General features: G+C 45.4%; 26 protein-coding genes. 14 read left to right on the forward strand and 12 right to left on the reverse strand.

Annotated features, from left to right (window positions below):
• Positions 1-123 precede the first annotated feature (123 nt).
• A complete protein-coding gene (locus KIV40_RS18020) occupies positions 124-774 on the forward strand; it encodes a thiopurine S-methyltransferase (RefSeq protein ID WP_005427918.1) in 651 nt (216 codons plus the stop codon).
• Positions 775-860: 86 nt separating this feature from the next.
• Here KIV40_RS18020 and purT read toward each other — a convergent pair whose 3' ends face one another.
• The 8 genes from purT to KIV40_RS18060 form a co-directional block, all read right to left on the reverse strand.
• Entirely contained in the window at positions 861-2,036 is a 1,176-nt protein-coding gene (gene purT, locus KIV40_RS18025) for a formate-dependent phosphoribosylglycinamide formyltransferase (protein WP_285350565.1), read from the reverse strand.
• Between the two features lie 147 nt (positions 2,037-2,183).
• Positions 2,184-3,071 carry a cytidine deaminase gene (cdd, locus tag KIV40_RS18030; protein WP_285350567.1) on the reverse strand — a complete coding sequence of 296 codons (888 nt, stop codon included), beginning with the start codon at positions 3,069-3,071 and terminating at the stop codon, positions 2,184-2,186.
• Positions 3,072-3,335: 264 nt separating this feature from the next.
• Positions 3,336-4,013 (reverse strand): LrgB family protein, encoded by a 678-nt coding sequence (locus KIV40_RS18035; RefSeq protein ID WP_005428010.1) that lies wholly within the window; start codon positions 4,011-4,013, stop codon positions 3,336-3,338.
• Position 4,014: 1 nt separating this feature from the next.
• Positions 4,015-4,389: a CidA/LrgA family protein gene (locus KIV40_RS18040; protein WP_012127845.1), complete on the reverse strand. Its 375-nt coding sequence runs from the start codon at positions 4,387-4,389 to the stop codon at positions 4,015-4,017.
• A gap of 58 nt (positions 4,390-4,447) precedes the next feature.
• Complete coding sequence (gene sbcB / locus KIV40_RS18045; protein ID WP_285350569.1) at positions 4,448-5,869, reverse strand: exodeoxyribonuclease I; 1,422 nt, start codon at positions 5,867-5,869, stop codon at positions 4,448-4,450.
• Positions 5,870-6,029: 160 nt separating this feature from the next.
• Entirely contained in the window at positions 6,030-6,710 is a 681-nt protein-coding gene (locus KIV40_RS18050; protein WP_285350570.1) for a DUF1826 domain-containing protein, read from the reverse strand.
• A gap of 227 nt (positions 6,711-6,937) precedes the next feature.
• Positions 6,938-8,311 carry an L-cystine transporter gene (locus KIV40_RS18055; RefSeq protein ID WP_285350571.1) on the reverse strand — a complete coding sequence of 458 codons (1,374 nt, stop codon included), beginning with the start codon at positions 8,309-8,311 and terminating at the stop codon, positions 6,938-6,940.
• Positions 8,312-8,504: 193 nt separating this feature from the next.
• Complete coding sequence (locus KIV40_RS18060; RefSeq protein ID WP_134976809.1) at positions 8,505-9,200, reverse strand: NAD(P)H-binding protein; 696 nt, start codon at positions 9,198-9,200, stop codon at positions 8,505-8,507.
• Positions 9,201-9,865: 665 nt separating this feature from the next.
• Here KIV40_RS18060 and KIV40_RS18065 point away from each other — a divergent pair.
• The 10 genes from KIV40_RS18065 to KIV40_RS18110 all read left to right on the forward strand — a co-directional run bounded on the left by KIV40_RS18065 (position 9,866) and on the right by KIV40_RS18110 (position 18,955).
• Positions 9,866-10,477, forward strand: a complete 612-nt coding sequence (locus KIV40_RS18065) for a flavin reductase family protein (RefSeq protein ID WP_285350573.1) — start codon at positions 9,866-9,868, stop codon at positions 10,475-10,477.
• A 19-nt stretch (positions 10,478-10,496) separates the two neighbouring features.
• Positions 10,497-11,540 (forward strand): nicotinate-nucleotide--dimethylbenzimidazole phosphoribosyltransferase, encoded by a 1,044-nt coding sequence (cobT, locus tag KIV40_RS18070; protein WP_285350574.1) that lies wholly within the window; start codon positions 10,497-10,499, stop codon positions 11,538-11,540.
• A complete protein-coding gene (locus tag KIV40_RS18075; protein WP_285350576.1) occupies positions 11,540-12,346 on the forward strand; it encodes an adenosylcobinamide-GDP ribazoletransferase in 807 nt (268 codons plus the stop codon). Before cobT ends, KIV40_RS18075 begins: the two co-directional genes overlap by 1 nt.
• Entirely contained in the window at positions 12,343-12,891 is a 549-nt protein-coding gene (gene cobU, locus KIV40_RS18080) for a bifunctional adenosylcobinamide kinase/adenosylcobinamide-phosphate guanylyltransferase (protein WP_038890361.1), read from the forward strand. The genes KIV40_RS18075 and cobU overlap by 4 nt, the downstream gene beginning before the upstream one ends.
• On the forward strand, positions 12,888-13,502 hold the full coding sequence (gene cobC, locus KIV40_RS18085) for an alpha-ribazole phosphatase family protein (RefSeq protein ID WP_285350578.1): 615 nt from the start codon (positions 12,888-12,890) through the stop codon (positions 13,500-13,502). The genes cobU and cobC overlap by 4 nt, the downstream gene beginning before the upstream one ends.
• Before the next feature lie 82 nt (positions 13,503-13,584).
• Positions 13,585-15,384: a M3 family oligoendopeptidase gene (locus tag KIV40_RS18090; RefSeq protein ID WP_285350580.1), complete on the forward strand. Its 1,800-nt coding sequence runs from the start codon at positions 13,585-13,587 to the stop codon at positions 15,382-15,384.
• A 238-nt stretch (positions 15,385-15,622) separates the two neighbouring features.
• Positions 15,623-16,651, forward strand: coding sequence for a succinylglutamate desuccinylase (locus KIV40_RS18095; protein WP_228174007.1), 1,029 nt, complete (start codon positions 15,623-15,625; stop codon positions 16,649-16,651).
• A 102-nt stretch (positions 16,652-16,753) separates the two neighbouring features.
• Positions 16,754-17,749 carry a vitamin B12 ABC transporter permease BtuC gene (gene btuC / locus KIV40_RS18100; RefSeq protein ID WP_081233581.1) on the forward strand — a complete coding sequence of 332 codons (996 nt, stop codon included), beginning with the start codon at positions 16,754-16,756 and terminating at the stop codon, positions 17,747-17,749.
• On the forward strand, positions 17,736-18,503 hold the full coding sequence (gene btuD / locus KIV40_RS18105; protein ID WP_134976826.1) for a vitamin B12 ABC transporter ATP-binding protein BtuD: 768 nt from the start codon (positions 17,736-17,738) through the stop codon (positions 18,501-18,503). The genes btuC and btuD overlap by 14 nt, the downstream gene beginning before the upstream one ends.
• 35 nt (positions 18,504-18,538) lie before the next feature.
• Entirely contained in the window at positions 18,539-18,955 is a 417-nt protein-coding gene (locus KIV40_RS18110) for a lysozyme inhibitor LprI family protein (protein WP_285350583.1), read from the forward strand.
• Positions 18,956-19,037: 82 nt separating this feature from the next.
• Here KIV40_RS18110 and KIV40_RS18115 read toward each other — a convergent pair whose 3' ends face one another.
• The 3 genes from KIV40_RS18115 to KIV40_RS18125 form a co-directional block, all read right to left on the reverse strand.
• Complete coding sequence (locus KIV40_RS18115; RefSeq protein WP_005445519.1) at positions 19,038-19,613, reverse strand: nucleoside triphosphate pyrophosphohydrolase family protein; 576 nt, start codon at positions 19,611-19,613, stop codon at positions 19,038-19,040.
• A 108-nt stretch (positions 19,614-19,721) separates the two neighbouring features.
• The gene (locus KIV40_RS18120) at positions 19,722-20,303 is read right to left on the reverse strand and encodes a DUF1415 domain-containing protein (protein ID WP_134976830.1); all 582 of its coding nucleotides are present in this window, start codon (positions 20,301-20,303) and stop codon (positions 19,722-19,724) included.
• 82 nt (positions 20,304-20,385) lie between these two features.
• Complete coding sequence (locus tag KIV40_RS18125; RefSeq protein WP_134976831.1) at positions 20,386-21,597, reverse strand: MFS transporter; 1,212 nt, start codon at positions 21,595-21,597, stop codon at positions 20,386-20,388.
• Between the two features lie 112 nt (positions 21,598-21,709).
• Between KIV40_RS18125 and KIV40_RS18130 the strand changes: the two genes are divergently transcribed.
• Entirely contained in the window at positions 21,710-22,579 is an 870-nt protein-coding gene (locus KIV40_RS18130; RefSeq protein WP_285350587.1) for a LysR family transcriptional regulator, read from the forward strand.
• A 251-nt stretch (positions 22,580-22,830) separates the two neighbouring features.
• Here the strand turns inward: KIV40_RS18130 and KIV40_RS18135 are convergent, their stop codons facing one another.
• Positions 22,831-23,058 (reverse strand): glutaredoxin family protein, encoded by a 228-nt coding sequence (locus KIV40_RS18135; protein WP_010647589.1) that lies wholly within the window; start codon positions 23,056-23,058, stop codon positions 22,831-22,833.
• Positions 23,059-23,199: 141 nt separating this feature from the next.
• On the opposite strand from KIV40_RS18135, the gene KIV40_RS18140 reads away from it, so the two are divergent.
• Together KIV40_RS18140 and rlmF are read left to right on the forward strand one after the other, a co-directional pair.
• Positions 23,200-23,715 carry a M48 family metallopeptidase gene (locus tag KIV40_RS18140; RefSeq protein ID WP_005528224.1) on the forward strand — a complete coding sequence of 172 codons (516 nt, stop codon included), beginning with the start codon at positions 23,200-23,202 and terminating at the stop codon, positions 23,713-23,715.
• Positions 23,702-24,868, forward strand: coding sequence for a 23S rRNA (adenine(1618)-N(6))-methyltransferase RlmF (gene rlmF / locus KIV40_RS18145; protein WP_285350591.1), 1,167 nt, complete (start codon positions 23,702-23,704; stop codon positions 24,866-24,868). Before KIV40_RS18140 ends, rlmF begins: the two co-directional genes overlap by 14 nt.
• Positions 24,869-24,965 lie beyond the last annotated feature (97 nt).

Raw genomic sequence — 24,965 nt, forward strand, 5'->3', positions numbered from 1 at the left:
GGGGCCACTTCTGTATTAACCAAAGATGAACAGCATAGACAAATTTGAAAAAATCATTAGTCTTAGCCCACAAAAGCAAAGCACAAAGCTCGAATCCACAATCAGCCGACAAGTAGAAGTAAAATGAGAGATCAAGAATTTTGGCACAACAAATGGGCGAGTAACCAAATTGGTTTCCACCTTGATGATGTGAACCCACTGTTACCAGCATTTTGGCAGTATACGAACCCGAAGCGTGAAGATACGGTCTTGGTACCTTTATGTGGAAAGTCAGAAGACCTAATTTGGCTTGCAACGAAACACGATGAAGTACAAGGCGTTGAGCTAAGTTTGATTGCTGTACGTGCTTTTTTTGCAGAGCACTTCTACACACCGACCGTAACGCCAGTCAATGGTATGCACGAGTTGTATCAGTTCGATGAGTTGTCAATTTATACCGGTGACTTCTTTACGGCGCCAGTTTCTAAAGCCGATATCATTTATGACCGCGCAGCGCTCGTTGCATTGCCACAAGAGATGCGAGAAGAATACGCAACTCGCGTTAAGCAACTGTTGAACCCTGGCGGACGCATTTTACTTGTGACGCTCAATTACCCACAAGATGAGATGTCAGGCCCTCCATTTAGTGTGCCAGTCGAAGAGATTGAACAGTTGTTTGAGGGCTACAAGGTGACTTGTTTGAATGTCGATCAAGCCGACGAGAATCATCCGAAAATCGCTAAGAAAGGGCTCAGCCGCTTCTCTGAGGAAGTGTATTTAATCGAGAGCAAGTAACGGTTTCTAAAGGTTTCGTGCCTACACAAAGAAAAAGCGCAGCCAATTGAGCTGCGCTTTTGTTTCTCTTGAGTGAAGCTGCGGAACTAGTAAATGATTTGCACTTTAGAAGCGCTGTTCACCGCATCTTCAATCGAATCTTCAATCGTCTTACGGCGCGTTAAAACAACACCCAAGCGACGGCGACCATCAATTTCAGGCTTACCAAACAAGCGAACTTGAGTTTGTGGCTGAGCCATTGCTTTGGAAAGATTATCAAATCGGATATCAGTTGATGTACCTTGCCCTAAAATTACCGCTGATGCTGATGGTCCATACTGAACAATATTGTTGATCGGCATACCTGTAAATGCACGTACATGAAGCGCAAACTCAGACATTTCTTGAGATATCATGGTTACCATACCGGTATCGTGTGGACGAGGGGATACTTCGTTGAAAATGACCTTATCGCCTTTAACAAACAGTTCAACACCAAAGATGCCGTAGCCACCTAGTGCATTCACAACTTTCTCTGCCGTGTATTCAGCTGCTTTGATGGCGTTTTCTGACATGGCTTGTGGCTGCCATGATTCACGGTAATCTCCGTCTTCTTGGCGGTGCCCAATCGGGGCGCAGAAATGTACGCCATCAACGGCGCGTACTGTTAGCAGTGTGATTTCGTAATCGAAGTCAATAAATCCTTCAACAATCACGCGTCCGGCTCCTGTGCGGCCGCCTTCTTGCGCGTATTCCCAAGCTGTCTGAACATCTTCTTCTGTTTTAATCACGCTTTGGCCTTTGCCAGAGGAGCTCATGACTGGTTTAACGACACATGGGATACCAACATGCTCAACAGCGGCTTTAAAGTCTTCAAAACTATCTGCGAACTGATAAGGGGAAGTGTTTAGAGCTAATTCTTCAGCAGCAAGGCGGCGAATGCCTTCACGGCTCATCGTCAATTTAGTCGCTTTTGCTGTGGGAACAACGTTCAAGCCTTTTGCTTCTAATTCGACTAATTTATCTGTCGCGATAGCTTCAATTTCAGGAACCACGTAAGCAGGTTGTTCTTTATTAATGATCTCTTCCAGTGCCTGACCATCAAGCATGTCGATGACGTAGCTGCGATGGGCCACTTGCATCGCAGGCGCATTGGCATAACGGTCGCACGCGATCACTTCTAAACCAAGACGTTGGCATTCAATTGCCACTTCTTTACCAAGCTCACCAGAGCCTAAAAGTAATACACGGGTAGCATGAGTGCTTGTAGCAGTACCTAACATAGTGTTCCCTTACAAAATAAAGTGATGAAACCGAATTTGCAGGGGATCATACTGAATTTTAAAAATGATGCAAACGTTTGCGTAAGGTTTTTTGATAATAAAAAAGCCCTACACTGGGTAGAGCTTCTCGCTTGTTGTCTGGATAAATTAAACGTTAACAAAGCTCACTGGAATATCAGGATTTAGTGCTTCTAGCGTCGATTGAGTATCAGCTAGGTGGCTGATCTTACCTTGTGAGTTTTCAACTAACGCAGCAGCTTTGATGTCTTCAAACTTCTCACCAGCCATCAGGATTTGAATTAATGCAACCTGCAGTGGTGGAAGGCTAGGGTTGAATGCAGCGTTTTCTGCGTACGCGCCTTGGAATACAAGGCCACTGTTCATCTCAAGCGCAATACCACTCAAGTTGTTTGTGTATGGCGCGTGGCTAATGTTCATCGCATTGACGGCTTTTTGGATTAAAGCATCGTCTTCATCACAAACAAACTCGTGTTTCACCTCAGCCATAAGACCTGACTCAATACCTAGATCCGCCGGACCAAACGCTTCCGGAAGGTAGTGATGAAGTGACTTTTCTTCACGTTCTGGTAACTGGATCTTTAATTTCTTTGCTGTGCTTAGCTCGTTCATGAACTGACGGCAGTGGCCGCAAGGGCTGTAGTTGATAGTGATGTCTTTCACACCATGTTCGCCTTTCATCCAAGCATGGCTGATGGCGCACTGCTCAGCATGAACGGTTTGACCTAGCTGAACACCGAAAAACTCCATATTCGCGCCAAAGTAAAGACGACCGGAAAGGCCACGAACAATCGCACCGACATAGAATTCAGAGATTGGAGCGTAAGAAAACGCTGCGGCAAAAGGAAGTAGAGCAACACGAAGCTCTTTGTCTGAAAGGTTGGTCGCGTTCAGCAGTTCACCAAACTGTTGTTCAGAAATAGTGGCATCAAAATCGTCAGCTAAAACGATGGGAGCAAGATGTGTTGAAAGTGCTTCAGGAGCGCTTGCTAGCGCCTGTTCAATGCGACTTTTCATGTTGAATCCTTGTTATTGCATGGACAGTTATTCTATGTGAAAGATGGAAATGTTCTGTGCTTTAGATCACGTTAATGTGTGTAATGATGATTTACGTTACATAATTAGAGTGAGCTCACACATGTATTCGATTTCACGACGATTTAACGTTATCTCTGTCCCACTAATAACTATATCAATGGATATTCATATTGCGAATTTTCTGGAAGAGGTTTTGGCTTGCTCACTTTAGATTAAGACTAAGGGGAGCAAGTCAGTCACTTTTTATTGGTATAACCAAACGGCTAGAGCAAAAAAGCTTGGCGCAAGAATAGAAGTGATGATGCCACAAAGCACCAAAGCAAGAGATGAGAAAGCGGCATCGCCCGGTTGTTTCTCAGCACAGGTTGCTGTGCCGAGTGCATGCGAAACCGTACCCATTGTCAGGCCACGAGCGATAGGGTGTTTAATGCCAATAAGGTTAAAGATTGGGTAAGCTAAAATCGCCCCGAATAAACCAACAATAAGCACTAGAATAGCGGCAACTGCGGCTTCACCACCTAAGTGGCTAGAGATTTCCATCGCAATAGGCGTTGTTACTGATTTGCCCACTAAGCTCGCAATGAGGCTGATGTCGGCTTTGAACGCAACAGCAATAAGTGTTGCCGTTAGCATCGACATCACGCTGCCCAAAGAGCAAGCCAGTGCGATAATGCGCCAATTGGCTTTTATTTGTGGCAATTGCTCATAGAGCGGATACGCTAGCGCAACAACAGCGGGTTGAAGCAAGAAGCTAATGTACTCGTTGTCGGCGTAGTAGGTTTCAAACGGCACTTTTAAAAAGATTAACAAAGGGATCAGTACCGCTATGCTGATCAAAAGCGGGTTAGCGATTGGATTGTTGACCTTAATTGCGATTTGACGCGCGGCAAGGAAAACCACAATAGTGACAAGTAACCACATATCAATGTTTCTCCTTGAGTAAGTAATCCAAGAACCAAGCCAAGCTGATCAATACAATCAGCGACCCTCCGACTGCACTTGCAATAATAGGCAGCGCGTTCGCCAACAACATATCAAAGTGCTGCATCAAACCAACGCTGATTGGGACGAACAGTAAGATCATGTAGCGAATGAAAAGTGTTGCGCCAGGCTTAACCCATTCGACTTTTACCAAGCCAAGAGTCATTGAGAAAAACAGTACAAGCATACCGATGACACTTCCAGGAACAGAAACGCCAGTGAGGTTTTGAATAGTGTTGCCGATGCCAAGTGCTCCCATGATGAGTGCGAGGGAAATGAGCAAATGGACCAGCTGTAGTAATCGATCTTTAATCATTTTGACAGCATATAAAACAACAAGCACACCCGGAGGTGCGCTTGAACAAGGTAAGAAATTAGGAGGCTAAGCTCTCTACATAACGATAGACAGATTTTAATATTGCTATCTTCTTTTCGTCACTTTCATGTTCGTGAACTAAGTTTTCTAAATTCAGCATGTACTCTTCAATATGGCTTTCGAACACTTCGCGACAATGTTGTGCCCAACGTCTTTGCTCTTGTTCATCCAGGGTGCCAGCATAGTGACGAGCACGGTAACGGAATAACAACGGCTTGATACGTTTGTCATCAAACTCAATATCCAACGCAGCCAGATTATTCGGATCCGTTTCACGAATGATGTCCATCGCCGCGCGGTCTGCAGGAGAGAAGAAGCCGTCATAAAGCTGTGTATCCACGTCGTCGCTCTTTTCGAATTCACGTTCAATAGAGAATAGACTAATCAGCTTTTCGCGGATTTCTGGGTGTTGGCGTAACAAGGCTAAATTGCTTAAACATTTCTGACGATCGATACCAATAACTTCCGCATTTTCCGCAGTTAGAGTCTTAGCAGGCGCAAGGATAGGGCACTTGTTCAGGTGCACGAGCTTAACGGGTACAGGTAGTAGGTCACCCAATTCGTCCCGCTTGGTGTACAAACGTTCTTTCAACTCTTCTGCTGAAAGTTCTAAGATAGGCTGAGGATCCTTTGCCAAGTCAATCGTAATAACAGCGTTATTGTTGGTTGGGTGCCAGGCTACAGGCACAATCCAACTGGTGTATTGGCATTCGCGTCCCAACATGCCCGACACGTGCATCAATGGCGTCATGTTAACAATATCGACTAACTCGTTCAGTTTGCGTTTGTTACGCATCGAGAAAAAGTAATCAAACAGCTTTGGTTGAGCGGCCTTCACTTTCTTCGCCATCTCAATCGTTGCAATCACGTCTGCCATCGCATCGTGGGCATTGCTGTGTTCAATACCATTTGCTACGGATAAATGCTCAAGTTTGAAACTTGTAAAGCCTTCATCATTTTCCGGCCACTCTACGCCTTCTGGACGAAGAGCATGACACGCACGCATTACATCGAGTAAATCCCAGCGTGAGTTACCGTTTTGCCAGCTCCACGCATAAGGATCGATAAAGTTGCGGTAACAGGTGTAACGTGTGACTTCATCATCGAAGCGGATGCTGTTGTAGCCAAGACTAGTGGTATTTGGCTTAGAAAGCTCTGCGTGGATCTTAGCGATAAATTCAGGTTCAGGTAGGCCTTCTTGCATCGCTTTTTGTGGCGTAATACCAGTGATTAAAGCGGCTTCTGGTGAAGGAAGGTAATCAGCAGGCGGACGGCAGTACATGACCAAAGGTTCACCAATGATATTGAAGTTTTCATCAGTGCGAACGCCAGCGAATTGGCTTGGGCGATCTTTGGCTGGACTTGTTCCCCAAGTCTCGTAATCAAAAAAGAAAAAAGTGGGCTGATTATCTTGGTGCATTCTGCTTACCGTCTACGGAACCTATAGAGGTATTAGACCATTCAACGCTTTGACTCGCAACGAAAGATGCAAGGTGACGTTGTGAAAATGAAAAAGCCGAACGGTAATCTTCGGCTTGATGTTTTGTGTTTGATTAATGTTTGGGCGATTGCGATTTTTATTAGCCAAAATCGAGAGTAATTAGTAAACGAGTTTCACTCGATTGGATGTTGGGCGAGCGATGTACCAAGCCTTTATTTTCATTGCCAATCCAACGTTCACCTTTTAGTAGGGCGACGTCACCTACAGAAAGGTGTTGGATGTCATTCTCTGCTTTATAAAGCCCCGATTCCGCATCCGGTAGCCCATTGCTACCACGTCCAAGCTTTGAGCGGTCTATGGCATTGTTGGCTAACCATTGTGTGGCGATTCCATGGTACGTCGTTACCAATCGGCATGGCACTTGGTCAACGTGAAAGCGAGGACACATCGCGCTATTGAGTGTGGCTAGGCGCAGTCCTGCGTCTTCTAACTCAAATAAATAGCAAAACATGTCGACCAACTCCGCGATATTTCTAAGTAGTAACTCTGGGGCATTTCCGTCAGTTGCGTATTGCAACGTTTCATAAGCACTTTCAGGAGAAACATTCAGTGATTTATTGAAGTTAGGGTGTGAGGTGATGAACTGATTCGTGGCATCGACAAGCGGTTGATCGAATTGTCGTTGCCAGATCGCGATGTTGATATCTTCCTGATAAATGTCCGCTAACACCGTAGGTTCTCTTCTTGAGCTGAAACACGGCGTTTGTTGTCCATTGGCTAAGATTTCAATTGAGTTAGGTTCGGTTAAAGTTGAAGTCATGTCATAACCTCCAGTGTTATTCGAATACAATTTAGAATTATTGAGATGTTATATCATAACAATTGATTTGAGCACACTGATTCGTCGTGCAAGTCACGACAAGATTGCTAAGTGTTTGAAAGGGGAGAGTGCGAGTTGAACGATGGCCCATTTAACTGAGCTCAAAAAAACAAAAAAGCCGATGGTAAAACATCGGCTTTGTAAGACAGTTGATTATTGGGAAGTAATTACGCTTTTTGTTCTTCCAATGCAACTTCATCGTTGGTTGATTTTAGCACGCGGCTGGTAATGGTGCCGGCTGTCATAGCGCCAGAGACATTCAATGCAGTACGCGCCATATCGATCAATGGTTCTATAGAGATAAGCAGTGCTGCAATTGTCACAGGCAAGCCCATCGCAGGTAGTACAATCAGGGCTGCAAAGGTTGCGCCGCCGCCCACACCAGCAATACCAAATGAGCTAATCGTGATGATAGCAATCAGTGACAGAATAAAGTTGATGTCTAGAGGATCGATACCCATTGTTGGCGCTACCATTACCGCAAGCATTGCTGGGTAGATACCTGCACAGCCGTTCTGACCGATAGTGGCACCGAAAGACGCTGACAAGTTCGCAATCGCTGGTGGTACGTTTAACTTTGTGATTTGTGCTTCTACGTTAAGCGGGATGGTTGCCGCTGAGCTGCGTGATGTGAAGGCAAACGTCAGTACTGGCCAAATCTTTTTAAAGTACTCAGCAGGGCTCACACCAACGAAATACACAAGTAGACCGTGTACAAGGAACATCAGAGCAATCGCTACGTAGGAGGCAACAATGAAACCCAGCAGGTTAAGAATGTCGCCTGCGCTCGAGGTCGCCACAACTTTCGCCATTAGGGCTGCAATGCCGTAAGGCGTCAATGCCATGATCATCTTAACCAGACGCATAACGATAGATTGAGCCGCTTCGACAAAAGTGCGGATTGGTGATTCTAGCTCTTCTTTTTCCGCCATCACTTTACGTGCAGCGATACCAACCAAAACACCAAAAATAACCACAGCAATAATTGAGGTCGAACGAGCGCCAGTTAAATCAGCAAACGGATTGGTTGGGATAAAGCTGACCAACATTTGAGGAATCGTTAGATCACTCACTGAGCCTGCACGACTCTCTAATACAGCAATACGAGCCGTTTCACGCGCCCCTTCAGTAAGGCCTTCAGCAGAAAGGCCAAATGTCGTTGTTACGAGGATACCAATGATGGCAGCGATAGCTGTCGTGACCAATAAAACTGAAATTGTGATGCCAGAAATTTTGCCTAGCGAACCGCCTTTCTCAAGTTTTACTACAGCAGAAATCATGGAGACCAGTACCAATGGCATGATGACCATTTTCAACAGGCCAACGTAACCACTGCCGATGATGCCAACCCACTCAAGCGTTTGAGCAATCACATTACTGCCTTCACCATGAATCAGTTGTAGAGCAAGACCGAAAAGTGAACCAGTAACTAAACCAATCAACACAAGACGAGACAAGGTGTTCTGTTTTTGTTGCTGATTAAAAAGAAAGAATAATATGGCGATAAACACCGCCAGAGAGGCAACCACTGCGAAATTCATAATTTGACCTTATCAATTAGCCCAAAATACTGACTGTTTTTATACATTTGGCTATAAACTGTGGGCGTAAGATAACGCTCGGGATATAACTTTAAAAATGAAAAACAGGCATTAGATAGATCGAAAATGAATATAAAAATGAGACTCATATCTCGTGAAACAGCAAGCTAGCACAAGATTTATGCGATTTGGCTCAGTCGTAGTGCTTAATGAGGTCGAGCATTTCCCTTCTATGCAAATAGACGACTGGGTCTTCTTGGTAGCTGAAAACTTGATAAATCATCGCTTTGGCGACATCTTGAGCCTGAATGGGTACAAAATTAGCCAGTTTTCCCAGCATAAGCGGACGAATAACTTTAGAAAGAGTTTGAACAATTTTCTCATCCGTACGAGGATTTTCTCGTTGCCCGACCAAAGGACCCGGCCTTGCGAATACCACTTCTTCAAAGTCCATCTTTTCAATGTTTTTTTCCATATGGCCTTTGCAAGCAAGGTAATGGGACGATGAAGACACTTTCGCACCTAAACTCGATACGACTGCAAGGCGCTTCACGCCAATCAGCTTCATTTGTTGGGCAACTTTACATACCAACTCGACATCTATCTTCCTTAAACCGTCTTTGCTTCCTGCTTGCTTTAAGGTAGTACCGAGACAAATAAAACCCACGCGAGGGGTAGGCTGTTGTTCGTCCCAATCATGAATAGACAGTTCTGCGTCCAGCAGTGGGATAATTTTATTACTTGGATCAACAATGTCAGTGAGGGCTCGTCGAGAAAGACAATACAGAGTTTCGATACTAGGCTGTGAGATCAGTTTATGGATGACTTCTTTTCCTACCAACCCGGTCGCGCCTGCGATAATGACACATGCATTTGAATCGTTACTCATCGTATTCTTCCTCTTAGAGAACAGTTGCTTAGGCTATTGTAGCTTATTTGCTGAGCTAAGCATTAGGCATGCTATCAATGTTTGATAAATGATGTATTTGCTCCAGAGTTTTCCGACACAAATAAAAAGACCCGCGGGACAAACGGGTCTTTTGGACTAGGAGAATGATAAGGGTATGGATCGCCGGGGTAGGCGTTTTTGTATTGGCTTGCCTCTCTTCGTGGGGCGACGACTTTGATTGGCAAACATGGTTTCTCGCTTTAGTTGTTGGGGACGTTTTAGTAGAAGCATCAGACATGCCAACTTTATCGAAAGGGGCATATTATTCGGATTTATTTATCTCGTAGTCGTTGTTAGCGCGATATGGGGCGATTTTAAAACCTTAATTTATTCAATTTCTTAATGGTTTTTTCTTTGCAAGGTCTGTGTCGATCGACTTCTTGGTGTTCGATTGAAATTTCTTCAAAATATCGAGTGTTAGATTTATTTTCTAATCAAATGAATGAATTGAACTGGCATTTTAGTCAATATAAATATCAAAATGACAAAAGACACGTTCAAAAAGAGAAAATCAGATGAAATTGCACGGGAGAGGGGTACACTTGTTCTCTCAATTTGTCGGGAGTCTCATTTCTCTCGCGGTTTTCTAAGACCAAGGACGTCGTATGAACATAGATCTCAGTACGCTTGCGCCAACGCAGGTGTACCATTTGATGACTCAAACTGTCATTCCTCGCCCAATCGCTTGGGTGCTCACAGACTCAGGTGAGCAAAACTTCAACTTAGCGCCATTTTCCTACTTTACTGCGGTTTCTAGCCGTCCACCTTTATTGATGATTTCTGTGGGAAAAAAGCCCAATGGGGAAATCAAGGACACCACGCGAAATGCATTAGAAACTGGTAAGTTGGTTATCCATATTGCACCAAGTGATCTCGCGGGTAAAGTCACTTTATCCTCTGCCACCTTAGAACATGGGGAATCTGAGTTGGAGACGACTCAACTTGAGACGGTTGATTTCCAAGGTTTCGAATTACCACGCATAGAGGGCGCGCCAATTGCATTCGGCTGTAAGTTGCACGAAGTGATAGAGATGGGAGAGACACCGCAAAGTTTAATCTTTGCAGAGATTGAACACATTTATGTCGATGAGCGGGTCGTATCCATGGAAGGTGATCGTTTAAAAGTCGACGCTCTAGCGGTTGACCCATTAGCAAGGCTTGGTGGAAATGAGTACGCCACGCTAGAAAAAACTTTTTCTGTCGCTCGTCCAAAATAAAGAATAAGGAACCATCATCATGGAGCGCTCTTTTGCCTCAGAAATTCAAGCACGTATTGATAATAAAACGAAACCGCTTGGATCACTTGGCCTGCTCGAAAAAGTGGCGCTAGAACTGGCGTTAATTCAAAGCCAAGATAAGCCTCAAGCGGTTGAAACAATCGAAATTCGCAAACCAACCATGTTGGTATTCGCTGGTGATCACGGTATCGCCGAAGAAGGGGTGAGTATTGCGCCAAGCGCTGTGACTCAGCAAATGGTGGCGAATTTTCTCGCTGGTGGCGCCGCCATTAATTGTTTCTGCGATCTCAACCAAATTGACTTTAAGGTTGTTGACTGTGGCATGTTGTCACCGATCGATACCTTAGTTCCTGACTTTAAACATCATCCCAACTTGATTGAAAGACGTCTGGGAAATGGTACGGCAAACTTTGCTAAACAAACGGCGATGTCGTTAGAACAAGTCGCGCTAGGTTTGGAATATGGTGCCAAGGTCGCGCAGCAGGCGATTCTTAATGGCTCGAACTTGTTGATGTTTGGTGAGATGGGGATTGGCAATACCAGTTCTGCATCGGCATTGTTAACTGCTCTGAGTCCATTGGAAGTCGACCATTGTGTTGGCTATGGCACGGGCATTACTCAAGAGCAACTCAACCGCAAGATCAAGCTAGTCGCGCAAGGTGTGAATCGCTGCCATGACCTTGACACCAAAGGTGCGTTGGCTCAAGTCAGTGGGTTTGAAATCGTGCAAATGGTTGGCGCATTCTTAGAAGCAAAACGCCACAAAACGCCAGTCTTGGTTGATGGATTTATCGTATCTGTAGCTGCTTATGTCGCGACTCTATTAGATGAAGAGACGCGAGATTACATGTTATTTGCTCATAGCTCAGAAGAGAATGGGCACAAGTTTGTGCTGGAATGTTTGCAAGCGGAGCCTCTCTTGGATCTTGGTTTGCGTTTAGGTGAAGGAACCGGAGCGGCGCTTGCTTTGCCATTGGTAAAAGCGGCGGCTCAGTTATACAACAACATGGCGAGCTTTGAGAGTGCGGGAGTGACGGTTTAGTGTCTGCTTCTGAGAATACCCACACTTCAGAGACTTGTTCTTTGCGCTATCAGAGTGAGCTTTTCTTGCTCGCAGTAAGTTTTTTTAGCCGTATACCTGTGCCCGCAGATTTACCTTACAGTGAAACGCGCATGAACCAAGCGGGGCGGTACTTTGCTTTGGTCGGCGTGTTGCTCGGGCTATTGTGCGCGGCTGTGTTTTCACTGGCGAGTTTGTTGTTCCCAAACTCAGTTTCCATTGTTCTAACCATGGCTTTCAGCCTACTGCTTACTGGCGCGTTCCATGAGGACGGTTTAACGGATATGGCGGATGGCATTGGCGGTGGTATGACGTTAGAGCGCCGCTTAACCATCATGAAAGACAGCCGCATCGGGACGTATGGAGCGGCAACGCTAATGATGGCGCTGCTGGCGAAATTTGTATTTTGGAGCGAGTTAGCCAATGAGCCTCAGTTTTGGCTGATGATCGTCGTGGCGTTTACCGTGAGCCGAGCACTAGCAGCCACTCTCATTTACGATATGCCTTACGTTAGTGACGCGGACACCTCGAAAAGTAAACCGTTAGCGAATAAGCAATCGAGCGTAGAGGTCGCGATACTACTCTTAACTGGTGGGGTTGTAGCGTTGTTATTGGACGTGACTCAGGCTGCTGTGATTGTATTGGTATTGGCACTGTTTCGTGTCGGCTTTAAACGCTGGCTGACCAAACGTATCGGGGGATTTACTGGCGATTGCCTTGGTGCCGCGCAGCAGCTTGCAGAGTTGCTTGTTTATCTCACTCTTATCGCATTTAGTCATTCATTATGAAGCAACTTATTCTAGGTGGTGCGCGCTCAGGAAAATCGAGCTTAGCAGAGAGCAGGGCGCAACAATGGGCACAAAATAAAAACGGAACGCTTCACTATGTTGCGACGGCATTACCTTTTGATGACGAGATGAGGCAGCGCATTGCTCATCATAAACTGCAGCGAGGGGCTGGGTGGATTGAACATGAATGTCCGCTTAACTTACCTGAGCTAATTTGTGAGTTTTCGTCTCAAGATGTCGTGTTAGTTGACTGCCTTACGCTTTGGCTCAACAACTGGATCTTTGAGCTCGATGATGACTGCTGTAATGAGCGATTAGAGGAAAAAATTGAGCAGTTGATGAATGCGGCAGCACAATCAGAAGCGACGCTGATTTTTGTATCTAACGAAGTCGGGATGGGCATTGTGCCGCTTGGCGCCGTCAGTCGTTACTTTGTTGATAATGCGGGACGGATGAATCAAAAACTGGCGACCGTATGTGAGCGAGTCACGTTTGTCGCTGCGGGCTTGCCGCTTGAGCTCAAACCACAGGAAGGGAAGAGATGAAAACGCTGAATATCTATTTACTGCGACACGGGAAAGTGAACGCAGCCCCAGGTTTACACGGACAAGCCGATTTAAAAGTGGATGAAGCTGAGCAACGCAAAATTGCTCAAGCCTGGCAACAAACGGGTCGAGAAGTAGAAGGGATCATCAGCTCTCCGTTGTCACGTTGTCACGATCTTGCTGACATACTCGCTGAGCAGCAACTTTTGCCTTTAAGTGTGGAACCACAACTTCAAGAATTGGATTTTGGTGATTTCGATGGTGTCCCATTTGACATGCTTTCTGAGCACTGGCATAAGCTTGAAGCGTTTTGGAAAGCGCCCGCCCAACACACATTGCCCAAAGCGGAAAGTTTGGATGTATTTGCAAATCGTGTAACTTGTGCTTGGTCTCAAATCATTAATGATATCAATGACAACTTGCTAATTGTCACGCATGGTGGCGTAATTAGAATGATTCTTGCCCATGTACTGGGTGTAGATTGGCGCAATCCGCGATGGTATTCGACATTAGCGATAGGAAGTGCGTCAGTAACACATATAACAATTACCATCGATGATCAGATTTACGCCTCAGTTCGTTCGATAGGCGTACCACTATTTGAAAATTAGTCACGGAAGTAGCCAACGCTTGGATCTCTACCGAGTTTAAGAGAGAAAAGGGCTGGCTCGATTACATCAAAAGGAACCATAAATGACCGCTCCTAGCTGGGATTTATCCATCGTTTATAACGATCTCGCTGACCCACGAATTCAAGATGACATTGCCCTTGTAGAGCAATGCATTGACCTACTCAATAAACAGTCTGCCGATTGTAACTCTGTTGAAGTGATGCAAAACGCAATCTTAACCAGCGAGGCGGCAAGCCGTTTGGCTGGCACGATTGCTAACTTCGCAAACTGTTACGCGTCAGTGGATGCGACAAATGCAGAGGCGAAAGCACTGTTGGGTCGTATGACGCGTATTTTCTCTGAGCTTTCTCAAGCTTACAGTGCCTTTGAGCTTAAATTGACTCACGCTGATGAAGAGTTCATTACTCGTGTATTGGATCATGATAATCCAGACATCAGTGGTCAGGCATTTTCAATCCTGAACTCTCGCAAACTGGCTGACACACGCTTAAGCACCGAAGAAGAAAAGCTATTAGCGGCAATGAGCGTGGATGGAAAATCTGCGTGGGGTAAGTTATACAACAACCTCACGGGCTCTTTGAAAGTGAAGCTTGACTACGCTGATGGTGAAAGTGAAGAGCTCGGCTTCTCGCAAGCAGCAAGTATTCTTTATGGCTCTGAATTTGATCGCCAAGAAGCTGCGTGGCGCGGTGTTCAAAAGGCGATGGCAACACATCAAGAGTCTTTTGCCTCTATCCTTAACGCGCTTTCAGGTTGGCGTTTAACAGAGAACAAAAAGCGTTCTACCAAACGTGATGTCCATTTCCTTGATCCAAGCTTGCATGGTAGCCGAATTAAAGCGGAAACGTTGGATGCCATGATGAAAGTCGCTAAAGACAGTCGTGAAATTGGTCAAAAAGCCGGTTTGCTAATGGCTAAGGTCCACGGCCTGGATGAGATGAAACCGTGGAACCATCTTGCTGCGATGCCTGCTTTGAGTGGTGAAGCGAAAGTTTATCCTTTTGATGAAGCAATTGACGTCATTTGTGAAGCGTTCGAAACCGTGAATCCAGATATGTCTGAGTTTGTCCGCATGATGGTACAAAACGGCTGGATTGATGCTGCGCCTAATGCCAATAAACGCCTTGGTGCATACTGTACTAAGCTGCCGGCGACGCGTACGCCGCTTGTGTTTATGACGTGGAGTGGTAGCCGCTCAGACCTGATGACGCTGGCTCACGAGCTTGGTCACGCATTCCACAACTGGGTGATTCGTGATTTGCCGCTTTGCCAAACGTACTATCCAATGACGTTGGCAGAAACCGCCTCGATTTTCGCTGAAAACATCGTTCGTGATCATCTGATTTCAAAAGCAGAAAGTGTGGATGATAAGCTCGAAATGTTGTGGGAAGAGCTCTCTTCGGCGTTGGCGCTGATGATCAATATCCCAGTTCGTTATGAATTCGAAAAAGCGTTCTACGAGCGTCGCCAAGAGGGTGAACTGACAGCTGATGATTTCTGTGAGCTGATGTCAGAAACTTGGAAAGATTGGTATGGCGATGTAATGAGCGAGGCTGATCCTTATTTCTGGGCGAGCAAGCTGCACTTCTCTATTTCTGGGGTGAGCTTCTACAACTACCCATATCTGTTCGGCTTCTTGTTCAGTAAAGGTATCTACGCTCAACGTGAAGCTAAAGGGGAGCGTTTCTACGATGATTACGTAGATCTATTACGTGACACTGGCAACATGATGGCTGAAGAGGTTGTAGACAAGCATCTTTCAATGGACCTGACGCAACCCGAATTCTGGCAGCAGAGTGTGGAGCTAGTTCGTGACAAAGTAGACGAATTTGAACGTTTACTCGCACAGCGTGGTGAGTAAACGCTAAAAGTTGATCAAATCATAATGATCTTCTTTAGGGCTGTGGTAAAGTTCACAGCCCTAACACTTTGTAATTGTTTAAAAAATAAACGCCTCAATGCTTGATTTGAGTGCATGGCGCGAAAAGGTATGGGATTTTAAATAAATTTGGTGGCTTCTACTCATAAGTGGGATCGCAACAACAAAAATCCTTTGTACAATTTATTAACATACCCGCCGTGCTATTAAGGAGTAACGCATGACGAAGTCTCTCTTTCGCCAATCGTTTTTAACTGACACGTTAGATGTTCATATTGATGTCGCGCCAGCGGAGCAGGTGCTGTCTAATGGTGTAAAACTTAAACTCTATCAGCGTGGTGTGCTAGAAGTCATTCCTGACGAATACACTCAGGAAACAAAGAACGTCATCATCTCTTGTGGTGTCCACGGGGATGAAACCGCACCGATGGAGCTGGTGGATTCAATTATCAAAGACATCGAATCTGGCTTCCAGAAAGTCGAGGCTCGATGCTTATTCATTATCGCTCACCCAGAATCGACTCTGGCGCACACGCGATTTTTAGAAGAAAACCTTAACCGACTGTTTGATGAGAAAGAGCACGAGCCAACCAAAGAGCTTGCGATTGCTGATACTCTTAAATTGTTAGTCAGAGATTTCTATCAAGATACGGCAGCGGAAACACGCTGGCACTTAGATTTGCACTGTGCGATCCGTGATTCAAAGCACTACACCTTTGCGGTGAGTCCGAAAACGCGTCATCCTGTTCGAAGCAAAGCCTTGATTGATTTTCTCGACAGTGCACATATTGAAGCAGTGCTACTGTCTAACTCGCCAACCAGCACATTCAGCTGGTTCAGTGCAGAGAACTACGGCGCGCAAGCTTTGACGATGGAACTTGGTCGTGTGGCTCGCATTGGTGAAAACGACTTAGACAAACTGACAGCATTCGATTTGTCACTGCGTAACCTAATTGCAGAGGCGAAAGCGGAGCACTTGTCTAAACCATGTATCAAGTACCGTGTTAGTCGCACGATTGTGCGCTTGAACGAAGATTTCGATTTCATGTTTGATGACAACGTCGAGAACTTCACCTCATTCGTTCACGGCGAAGTGTTTGGTCACGATGGTGACAAACCGTTGATGGCGAAGAACGATAACGAAGCTGTTGTTTTCCCAAACCGCCACGTCGCGATTGGTCAACGCGCAGCATTAATGGTGTGTGAAGTGAAAACACGCTACGAAGATGGCGAGTTAGTCTACGATTAATGCTATATCGCTTTAATTTCGGCGAATAAAGCGTAAGAACACATTTGCAATTTACCGAGGCTTAACTGTAAGGTTAAGCCTCGTTTGTATTTATCGGCTACTATGGATTTTCAACAACTTATCCTGAACAAGGAACGACGCTGGCAACGCAATCTTTTGATCATGTCAGTGATTCTCGTGCTGCTCTCTGTTATCCACTTGATGGTCGGAGAGGTATTCCTTTCTCCTTTTCAGTCTCTCTCTGCATTTGAACAAAAACTCTTGTTGGATTTACGCCTGCCACGCTTGGTTTCTGCCGCTATTATCGGGGCAGCATTGGCGGTTTCTGGTGCTACCTTACAAGTTCTGCTTGGGAACGTATTAGCTGAACCCGGCGTTCTCGGGATCTCCGGTGGAGCGAGCTTGGCAATGGTTCTAGCCATGTTTGCCTTGCCGGTTTTGCCTTCTCCGATGATCTTTATGTTGGCTGCTATTGCTGGTTCGATGTTGTTTACCGTCATATTGGTTGGTATCGCAAGGGCAATGCATCTCACTACTGCAAGGCTGCTGCTCGTCGGCGTTGCACTGGGTATTTTGTCGAGCGCGATTGTGACGTGGGCATTCTACTTTAGCGATGACTTGAGCTTACGTCAGTTAATGTACTGGCTAATGGGCAGCATTGGTGGGGCAAGTTGGTATCAGCACACCGTCACTTTGGTAATGCTACCTGTGCTGATTTGGCTCTGCTGCAAGGGCAAGCCGCTTGATAAGTTGATGCTTGGGGAAATCCATGCCACTCAACTGGGCATTGATGTTCATCAGATGCGCTGGAAACTCATTTTGGCAATTTCTATTCTCGTTGGTGGTTCCGTTGCATTGGGTGGGATCATTAGCTTTGTGGGCTTGGTCGTACCGCATTTGCTTCGATTAGCGTTTGGTACAGAAAACCGTTACCTGTTGCCTCTGTCGGCAATATCTGGCGCAGCCTTATTGGTGTTTGCTGATATCGGCGCGCGTTTGTTGCTCGATTCTGCTGAGCTGCCGCTTGGAGTGATGACCACTTCTATCGGCGCACCTATCTTCATTTGGATGCTGGTGAAAAGTCATGATGCACGTTAAGCACATCGCAGTAGGAAGTCGACTGCTACCGCTCTCCTTTGAATGCAAGTCGGGTGAGGTTGTCCATGTCGTGGGTCCAAACGGCTCCGGGAAAAGCACATTACTTGGTGCGATATCTGGCACCTTAACTCAGCGTGAAGGCGTGAGTGGTCAAGTGCTTGTCGACAATAACGACCTACTCACAATGCCACTTTCAGAACAAGCGCATATCCGTGGATATTTGTGTCAACAGTCAAGGCCAACATTCAATGTTGATGTCTTTCAATACTTAGCACTTTCATTGCCAACTGGTGCCAATATCAGCGACGCGAAAGTACGAGATGCCGTTAATATTGTTATTGAGCTAGTACAATTGCAAGACAAGCTTCATCGAAGTATTCAGACATTATCCGGGGGTGAATGGCAACGTGTCCGTTTAGCCGGGGTATGCTTGCAAGTGTGGCGCACGATTAACCCTTACTCTCAGCTATTGATTTTGGATGAACCCGCAGCGCCGTTGGATATTGCCCAAGAGGGACTGCTATATCAGCTCATTAATGTAGTCGCTGCGCAAGGCATCGGGGTGTTGGTCGCAAACCACGATTTAAATCGAACGTTAAGGCATGCTGACAAGGTACTGCTGCTCAATAACGGCGTATTGCATTCTTTAGGCCATGCAGATGAAGTACTAACGGAAGAGGGCTTGGCGGAGGTTTTCCAAACTAATGTTCGAAAAGTCGTAGTAGAAGAAAGGCCGTATTTGATTTTTGATTAAGGCGTTCATTAGAGCGATTCTATTTGGAGAAAGGAATGAAAAAATACGTGATTGTGGCTCTAGCGAGCTTGTCGTCTATGGCATTTGCTCAAGAAGAAGCGATTGATTGTAATAACGCGGTCAGCACCCTCGAGATTAATCAGTGTGCAGCCATTGAGTTAAAGGTTGCTCAAAAGCAACTAAATAAATATTTGGAAACGAGTCTCGAACATACTTCTTATGATCCTGAGCTGATTAAAGCGATTCAAGTTGCACAAAAAGATTGGCAAGCATACATGACGTCGCATTGTGATTCGGTATATACAAAGTGGCGTGAAGGGACAATTCGCGGTGTTATGGCTATTTCCTGCAAAACTCAATTAACTCAACAAAGAACTCATGAAATTTGGCAAAATTTCTTAACCTACATGGATAGTACGCCACCGGTTTTACCCGAACCAAATGTTGATTGAGCAAAAACGCTCAGAATAAAAAGCGCCCACAATATCGAGTATTGTGGGCGCTGGATTTTATCTGTTGTACCTAATCGACGACTTATTGTGTAAGTGGCTTAAGGTCTGCAGGACGGTAGTAAACCGATTTTAGAACCTTACCTTTACGTACCGTTTTGCCTTCAGATACAAAATCTTCTGCGCATTTCGCAATGATGTATTCGCCTTTTTGAACCGCCATCAGCTTGATGCCTTGTTCAGCGTAGAACGCTTCTGTTTCTGCGTATTCTTGTTCGTTGCGACACACTTTGCTCATGTTGCTTGAGTGCACTTCGTCCCAGCAAGGGATAAAGTCGATACCACGGTTCACCGCTACGTTAAGCAGTAGATCGATCAGGTAGCTGATCGCTAGGTTATCTTCAACTTTGCTGTCACCAAGGTGTACTAGACGACCCATTAGAACGTAAACGCTGTCAATGATTGCGTCTGCTTGCTCTGTTTTGCAATCCGCTTCCGCTAGTTCAGTAAGCTCTTCGATCGCAAGAGAAGTGTGTAGTGTATCTGCTTGTGCGTCTAGGCTTGCAACATCCGCCACTGGTAGGTCGAAAGTGCTACGGAACTCGGTGATGTCACGGTATAGGTGATCAAAAATCTCTTGGGTTAGCTTTGACAGTTGCATTCTAATGTCCATTGAATCGATTGAAGTCGCAATCATATCAAACCGAACTTTAATCCCCAAGCGATCCCATTCTAACTGGTTAGAATTCTGTCTCTTGGGGAGTGAGTCTTAGCGAAATAGGTAAGGGAAGAGCTTCTTACGTTCTTCCTCTGAAAGCGCTGAAACACGTGCAATATTGGTATCTGGAATGGACTCTGGATCAGGGTAGTGCTTAAGTACCTTTTCCATGCTCTCCTCACGGATCAGATGAAATACTGGGTATGGAGAGCGATTCGTCAGGTTTTCATCATCTTCTGGTTCTGCTCCGCCAAAGCAGTAATCAGGATGGAAGGTGGCAACTTGGAAAATACCTTCCCAATCTTGCTGTTTGATCAAGCCTTCAACCCAATCAATGAAGAAGTTGTAATCCCAGAAATCTTGCAGCATGTTTGGAACCACAACCAAGGTTGTCTCCAGTTTTTCTGGCTTGGTATTACTGAGCTCGATCAGTTGCAGCAAAATGTCTTCAAGTAGTGCTTCTTCTTGCGAGGCTTCACTAACGAAGATTTTGATTTGTTTATTGCGCTGTGGCTTAGCGGCGAATGGGCAGAGATTTAACCCGATCACGACATCATTGAGCCATTGATCGACTTGCTCTGTGATCGCATTGATATCGGTGTTTGGTGATTCTTGTGTTGAGCGCGTTGGCATACGACTTTCTTGCTTTTATGAATGTGGCGCAAGCATAGCAGACCAACGCCACAACATAAAATCAATAGGGATTAACGCTTTGTTAAGCCGTTATGTCTGCGTTATCGCCAGCGTCGATTCGCTCTGTGATGTGTTTTAAGAATGCGATAGCAGCTAACATGGCAATGTACATTGCACTGCCACCGATGAGTACACTCGACCAACCGCCGTTTTGCCAGCAATAGAGCAATAGGAATCCACCTAAACTGCCGCCAATGTAGTAATGCACGAGATACAATGCGGTCGCCGTCGCTTTTGCTTGTGTTGCGTTTTGTCCAACCCAACCGTAGGCGAGCGTGTGAGTGAAGAACGCACCGAAGCTGATCAATAACAAACCTGTCAACATTGCAGGTATGCTTTCAATTACTGCGATCCACATGCCAGCCATACTGACGATAGAGCCTAAAAACATGCCAAGTATCGGTGAAAAGCGTTTACTCCAATGTCCGGCACAACGGGAAGAAAACGTACCACCCAAATAGCAAACAAATATGAGAGAAGCTAACCCGACTGGCACATTATGTGGCGCACTGGCCAAGCGGAATCCCATTACCGAATAAAGATTAACGAACAACGCAAAGTTCAAACCGCCAATCAGCATGGCGAACCACACACGTTGATTTTTGAAGTGTCCGATAATAGCTCGATTGTGATGCCTTAAACTGCTCGAAGAAGGGGTAAAGTTTTTCTGTTTTGGTAGCAAGTAATGCACGCTGACCACGCCGATAAGGGTGAATAGCATCATGACTTCGATTGCAACGTCGATGCTGAAGTTGTCTGCCAGCAAACCTCCGCTGATACGTCCTGCGATCCCTCCCAATGAATTGGCTGCGATATAAGTACCAATCGCCATTGAAAATGCGTGTTTATCTAACTCTTCCGCCATATAAGCAACGGCAACCGCAGCAAACGAGGCAAGCGCAATACCGATCAAAGCGCGACAAACCACTAAGAACAAAAACGAATCGCCAAGCAGCATTAATGCAGAAATTGCAGGGATCGAAAACAGACCAAACATCATTACAGGTTTGCGCCCAATCGATTCAGAGAGCACAGCCATCGGGACCAAGCTAAAGGAGAGAGCCAGTGTGGTAGCGGCGAATAGCCAGTTGACCTGCGTTTCCGAGATCTGAAAGTGCGCCGCAAAGCTTGGCAGCATCGGCTGAAGGAGATATAGGTTCGAGAAAACCAAAAACGAGCCGAGTGCCAGAGATAGCGTAATGCGTTTGTATTCCGGAGTGCCGAAACTGACCATGAGTCCTGCCTAATGCGAGCGAGCAAATATAAAGAAACTGTGACCAATCTATCAGTTAGTTTTGGATTGAAAAAATATATTAAAAATATGGTTGGTATATATTTTTGATCTAATGGAATCGAAACAACTCAAACACTTTTTGGCGGTCGCGGAACACGGCAACATTACTCATGCAGCTAAGGCTTTGCACATTGCTCAGCCAGCGTTAAGTATTTCAATTAAGAAGTTCGAACAGTCTTTTGGTGTGACGCTGTTTCGCCGAGAAGAAAAGAAAATCAGCTTAACCAAAGAGGGGGAAACACTGTTGGTTCACGCTAAGCGAGTAATTCAGCAGTTACACGATGCGCAGTTAGCAATTGATGAACTCAAAGGTTTAGCCAAAGGGGAAGTGCGCCTTGGTACGCCTTCAATGATGGGCAGCTATTTTTTCCCTCGAATTGTCATGGCGTTTAAGAGCCAGTATCCAGATTTAAAGCTGACGCTGGTGGAGGCGGGCACTCAGTCTATCCGCCGAATGTTACTTAATGGACAGCTCGATATTGGCGTGATTAGCTGTGACGCTGTACCAGACGACTTAGAAACGGATCATCTGTTCACTAGCCAAATGGTTGCTGTTGTGGCTCCGGAACATGATTTAGCTCAGCGTAATACCATCACATTTGATCAGTTTTTCGAGCATGATTTGGTGATGTTCCAGCATGGCTACTTCCACCGAGAATTCTTAGACCACGTTAGTGAAGAGCATGGCTTTACGATGAAGTCCTCATTCGAAACCAACTTGCTGCCGCTCATTCTGAGTATCGTTAAACAAGAATTTGCTATTACCGCGCTTCTTGAACTAGTGACACAACATGAGCAGGGCGTGGTGGGTATCCCATTTGAACCGAGCGTTAAGCTCGACCTTGCACTCGCGTGGCGAAAACAAGGCTATCTATCCATTGCCGACCGTACTTTCATTGACTTTGTGAAGCGGTATGTTTGAGCTGAGATGCACTGCTCTTTAATGTTATTGTTACAAACTCAATTTAGAGGCTTAGTACAGGTTAATTTTGGTCTGCTTGCTAAATACGTTCCATTAATTCCTTCCAGTATTTATTTTAAGCTCGTGGTAGAAAATTGTGCTGAGAAGGAATGTTGATGTCATAAACTCCTGACACAAAAATAGCCTCTCTTTGGAGAAGCTCTTTAGGGTACAGGTAACGTAGTAACCAAGAAAATGGACTAATACGTCACTTAATTGCTGTACATTTTCTCAAAGTTCTTTGGGTTCCAGCCAATCATGACTCGGTCACCAATCTTGAGTACAGGTAGAGAGCGAGCACCCAGTGCGTCGAGCTCTTTGCGTCCGCGTTGCATTTTTGCGTTGCACAAGCGGTAGGTAATATTTTTCGAATCAAGATAACGTTGAGCATCTTTGCAGTGTGGGCATTTGTCTTTGACGTAAAGAACGACACGTTTCATTCAATTTCTCTCCATTATCGTCGGGAGGCGAAGTTTAGCGAGGTTTCGCAACAAAGGAAAGCTTGAGAAACCTAAGATGAAAGTCTTGCGCATCTCAGGTATATTTAGCGCTTTTCTTTTGCCATAGCAGACTTAATACGCATGCATCCGTCACTTCGATATATTCAAGGTTATCCGCAGAACATTGTCGAGCAAGTCAGTTCACTCGTCGACAGTGGTAAACTGGTGCCTTGGTTCGAAAAACGCTACCCAGATAGACACCAAATCAAGAGCGAAAAGGCACTCTACGAATACGCAATAGCGATCAAAAATCGCTACATGAAGAAAGCCGCGCCAATTAGCAAAGTGGTCTACGATAAGAAAATTCACGCGGTCAACAATGCGCTTGGTTTGCATAGCGTGATAAGTCGTAACCATGGTGGCAAGCTGAAATCGAAAAATGAGATTCGGATTGCGAACGTGTTTAAAGATGCACCTGAAGCGTTATTGCGCATGCTGGTGGTGCATGAGTTGGCACACACGCGTGAGAAAAACCACGACAAAGCCTTTTACCAACTGTGCTGTTATATGGAACCTGAGTATCACCAACTCGAATTTGATGCTCGTCTGTTTATGATTTACCTCGATTTAAAAGCGAATTCGAATGAAGACCAATAATCACAACGCGAAACAAGCTCAGACAAAAACGGCGAAGTCTAATCCGAGCAAAGAAGTCACCAAGATCAAACCAAAGCGTGTGAAAAACAAACCGACAGCAAAAGCTGCAAAAAGCAAAGGTCTGAAAACTAACGCCGCTAACAAAAGCAGCGATGTGGAAGTGATCAAAACTGCTAAAAGTGGATTGCATGAGCGTAATGCACATCGCGGTCGTTATGATTTCAAAAAACTGATCGCAGCAGAGCCGCAGCTCAAATCATTTGTGATAAAGAATCCGAAAGGGGAAGACTCAATCAACTTCTCCGATCCAAAGGCCGTCAAGATGCTCAATAAAGCATTGCTGGCGGCGCACTATGATATTGAATATTGGGATATCCCTGATACTTACTTGTGCCCGCCAATTCCAGGGCGCGCGGATTACGTTCATCGTGTAGCGGAGTTGCTTGATGGTGAAGTAAAAGGCAAGTATGCGCACCATAAAGTGCGAGCGCTTGATGTCGGTGTTGGAGCAAACTGTATTTATCCAATCGTAGGTGTGACTCAATACGGATGGCATTACACGGGTAGCGATGTTGATCCGAAATCGATTGAATCAGCCCGAACAATTGTAGATCGTAACGCCTCATTAAACAGTAAGGTAGAGCTTGTACAACAAACCAGTGAGTCCAATATTTACCGCGGTATTATCCAGCCAAACGATCGCTACGATATTACAACTTGTAACCCGCCGTTCCACCGCTCTGCTGAAGAAGCCGCGATGGGTAGTCAGCGTAAGCTGGATAATTTAAAGGCAAATCAGCGTAAGAAAGGCGTGAAGGTTCAAGCTAATCAAGCGAAAACACCTCAAGTAAAAGCCAATAAACCCACGCTTAACTTTGGTGGGCAAAATGCTGAGCTATGGTGTGAAGGTGGTGAAGCTGCGTTCATCCGCAAGATGGCGAACGAAAGCCAAGCATTCAGTGCACAAGTACTTTGGTTTACCACGTTAATCTCAAAGAAAGACAATGTACGCCCAATGCGCAAACAGCTTGAAAAATTGGGTGTAAAAGCGATCCGAATAGTGGAAATGAGCCAAGGGCAAAAAGTCAGCCGTTTTATGGCTTGGTCGTACATGGACAAAGCTCAGCGCAAAGCGTGGATTGAATTAAAGTAATTATTTAGAGAAAGCTAACCAAATAATTAAAAAATAGCACCACTTTGTTGGTGCTATCTTTTAACAAGAAATTCATTAATTTAATAGGGCGTGTTGA

The sequence above is a fragment of the Vibrio sp. D173a genome, from assembly GCF_030248475.1.

What these genes read in the sequence shown, in the direction of transcription:
- KIV40_RS18020 (WP_005427918.1), top strand. Translation starts at nt 124, where the DNA reads ATGAGAGATCAAGAATTTTGGCACAACAAATGGGCGAGTAACCAAATT.
- purT (WP_285350565.1), bottom strand. Translation starts at nt 2,036, where the DNA reads ATGTTAGGTACTGCTACAAGCACTCATGCTACCCGTGTATTACTTTTA.
- cdd (WP_285350567.1), bottom strand. Translation starts at nt 3,071, where the DNA reads ATGAAAAGTCGCATTGAACAGGCGCTAGCAAGCGCTCCTGAAGCACTT.
- KIV40_RS18035 (WP_005428010.1), bottom strand. Translation starts at nt 4,013, where the DNA reads ATGTGGTTACTTGTCACTATTGTGGTTTTCCTTGCCGCGCGTCAAATC.
- KIV40_RS18040 (WP_012127845.1), bottom strand. Translation starts at nt 4,389, where the DNA reads ATGATTAAAGATCGATTACTACAGCTGGTCCATTTGCTCATTTCCCTC.
- sbcB (WP_285350569.1), bottom strand. Translation starts at nt 5,869, where the DNA reads ATGCACCAAGATAATCAGCCCACTTTTTTCTTTTTTGATTACGAGACT.
- KIV40_RS18050 (WP_285350570.1), bottom strand. Translation starts at nt 6,710, where the DNA reads ATGACTTCAACTTTAACCGAACCTAACTCAATTGAAATCTTAGCCAAT.
- KIV40_RS18055 (WP_285350571.1), bottom strand. Translation starts at nt 8,311, where the DNA reads ATGAATTTCGCAGTGGTTGCCTCTCTGGCGGTGTTTATCGCCATATTA.
- KIV40_RS18060 (WP_134976809.1), bottom strand. Translation starts at nt 9,200, where the DNA reads ATGAGTAACGATTCAAATGCATGTGTCATTATCGCAGGCGCGACCGGG.
- KIV40_RS18065 (WP_285350573.1), top strand. Translation starts at nt 9,866, where the DNA reads ATGAACATAGATCTCAGTACGCTTGCGCCAACGCAGGTGTACCATTTG.
- cobT (WP_285350574.1), top strand. Translation starts at nt 10,497, where the DNA reads ATGGAGCGCTCTTTTGCCTCAGAAATTCAAGCACGTATTGATAATAAA.
- cobU (WP_038890361.1), top strand. Translation starts at nt 12,343, where the DNA reads ATGAAGCAACTTATTCTAGGTGGTGCGCGCTCAGGAAAATCGAGCTTA.
- cobC (WP_285350578.1), top strand. Translation starts at nt 12,888, where the DNA reads ATGAAAACGCTGAATATCTATTTACTGCGACACGGGAAAGTGAACGCA.
- KIV40_RS18090 (WP_285350580.1), top strand. Translation starts at nt 13,585, where the DNA reads ATGACCGCTCCTAGCTGGGATTTATCCATCGTTTATAACGATCTCGCT.
- KIV40_RS18095 (WP_228174007.1), top strand. Translation starts at nt 15,623, where the DNA reads ATGACGAAGTCTCTCTTTCGCCAATCGTTTTTAACTGACACGTTAGAT.
- btuC (WP_081233581.1), top strand. Translation starts at nt 16,754, where the DNA reads ATGGATTTTCAACAACTTATCCTGAACAAGGAACGACGCTGGCAACGC.
- btuD (WP_134976826.1), top strand. Translation starts at nt 17,736, where the DNA reads ATGATGCACGTTAAGCACATCGCAGTAGGAAGTCGACTGCTACCGCTC.
- KIV40_RS18110 (WP_285350583.1), top strand. Translation starts at nt 18,539, where the DNA reads ATGAAAAAATACGTGATTGTGGCTCTAGCGAGCTTGTCGTCTATGGCA.
- KIV40_RS18115 (WP_005445519.1), bottom strand. Translation starts at nt 19,613, where the DNA reads ATGCAACTGTCAAAGCTAACCCAAGAGATTTTTGATCACCTATACCGT.
- KIV40_RS18120 (WP_134976830.1), bottom strand. Translation starts at nt 20,303, where the DNA reads ATGCCAACGCGCTCAACACAAGAATCACCAAACACCGATATCAATGCG.
- KIV40_RS18125 (WP_134976831.1), bottom strand. Translation starts at nt 21,597, where the DNA reads ATGGTCAGTTTCGGCACTCCGGAATACAAACGCATTACGCTATCTCTG.
- KIV40_RS18130 (WP_285350587.1), top strand. Translation starts at nt 21,710, where the DNA reads ATGGAATCGAAACAACTCAAACACTTTTTGGCGGTCGCGGAACACGGC.
- KIV40_RS18135 (WP_010647589.1), bottom strand. Translation starts at nt 23,058, where the DNA reads ATGAAACGTGTCGTTCTTTACGTCAAAGACAAATGCCCACACTGCAAA.
- KIV40_RS18140 (WP_005528224.1), top strand. Translation starts at nt 23,200, where the DNA reads ATGCATCCGTCACTTCGATATATTCAAGGTTATCCGCAGAACATTGTC.
- rlmF (WP_285350591.1), top strand. Translation starts at nt 23,702, where the DNA reads ATGAAGACCAATAATCACAACGCGAAACAAGCTCAGACAAAAACGGCG.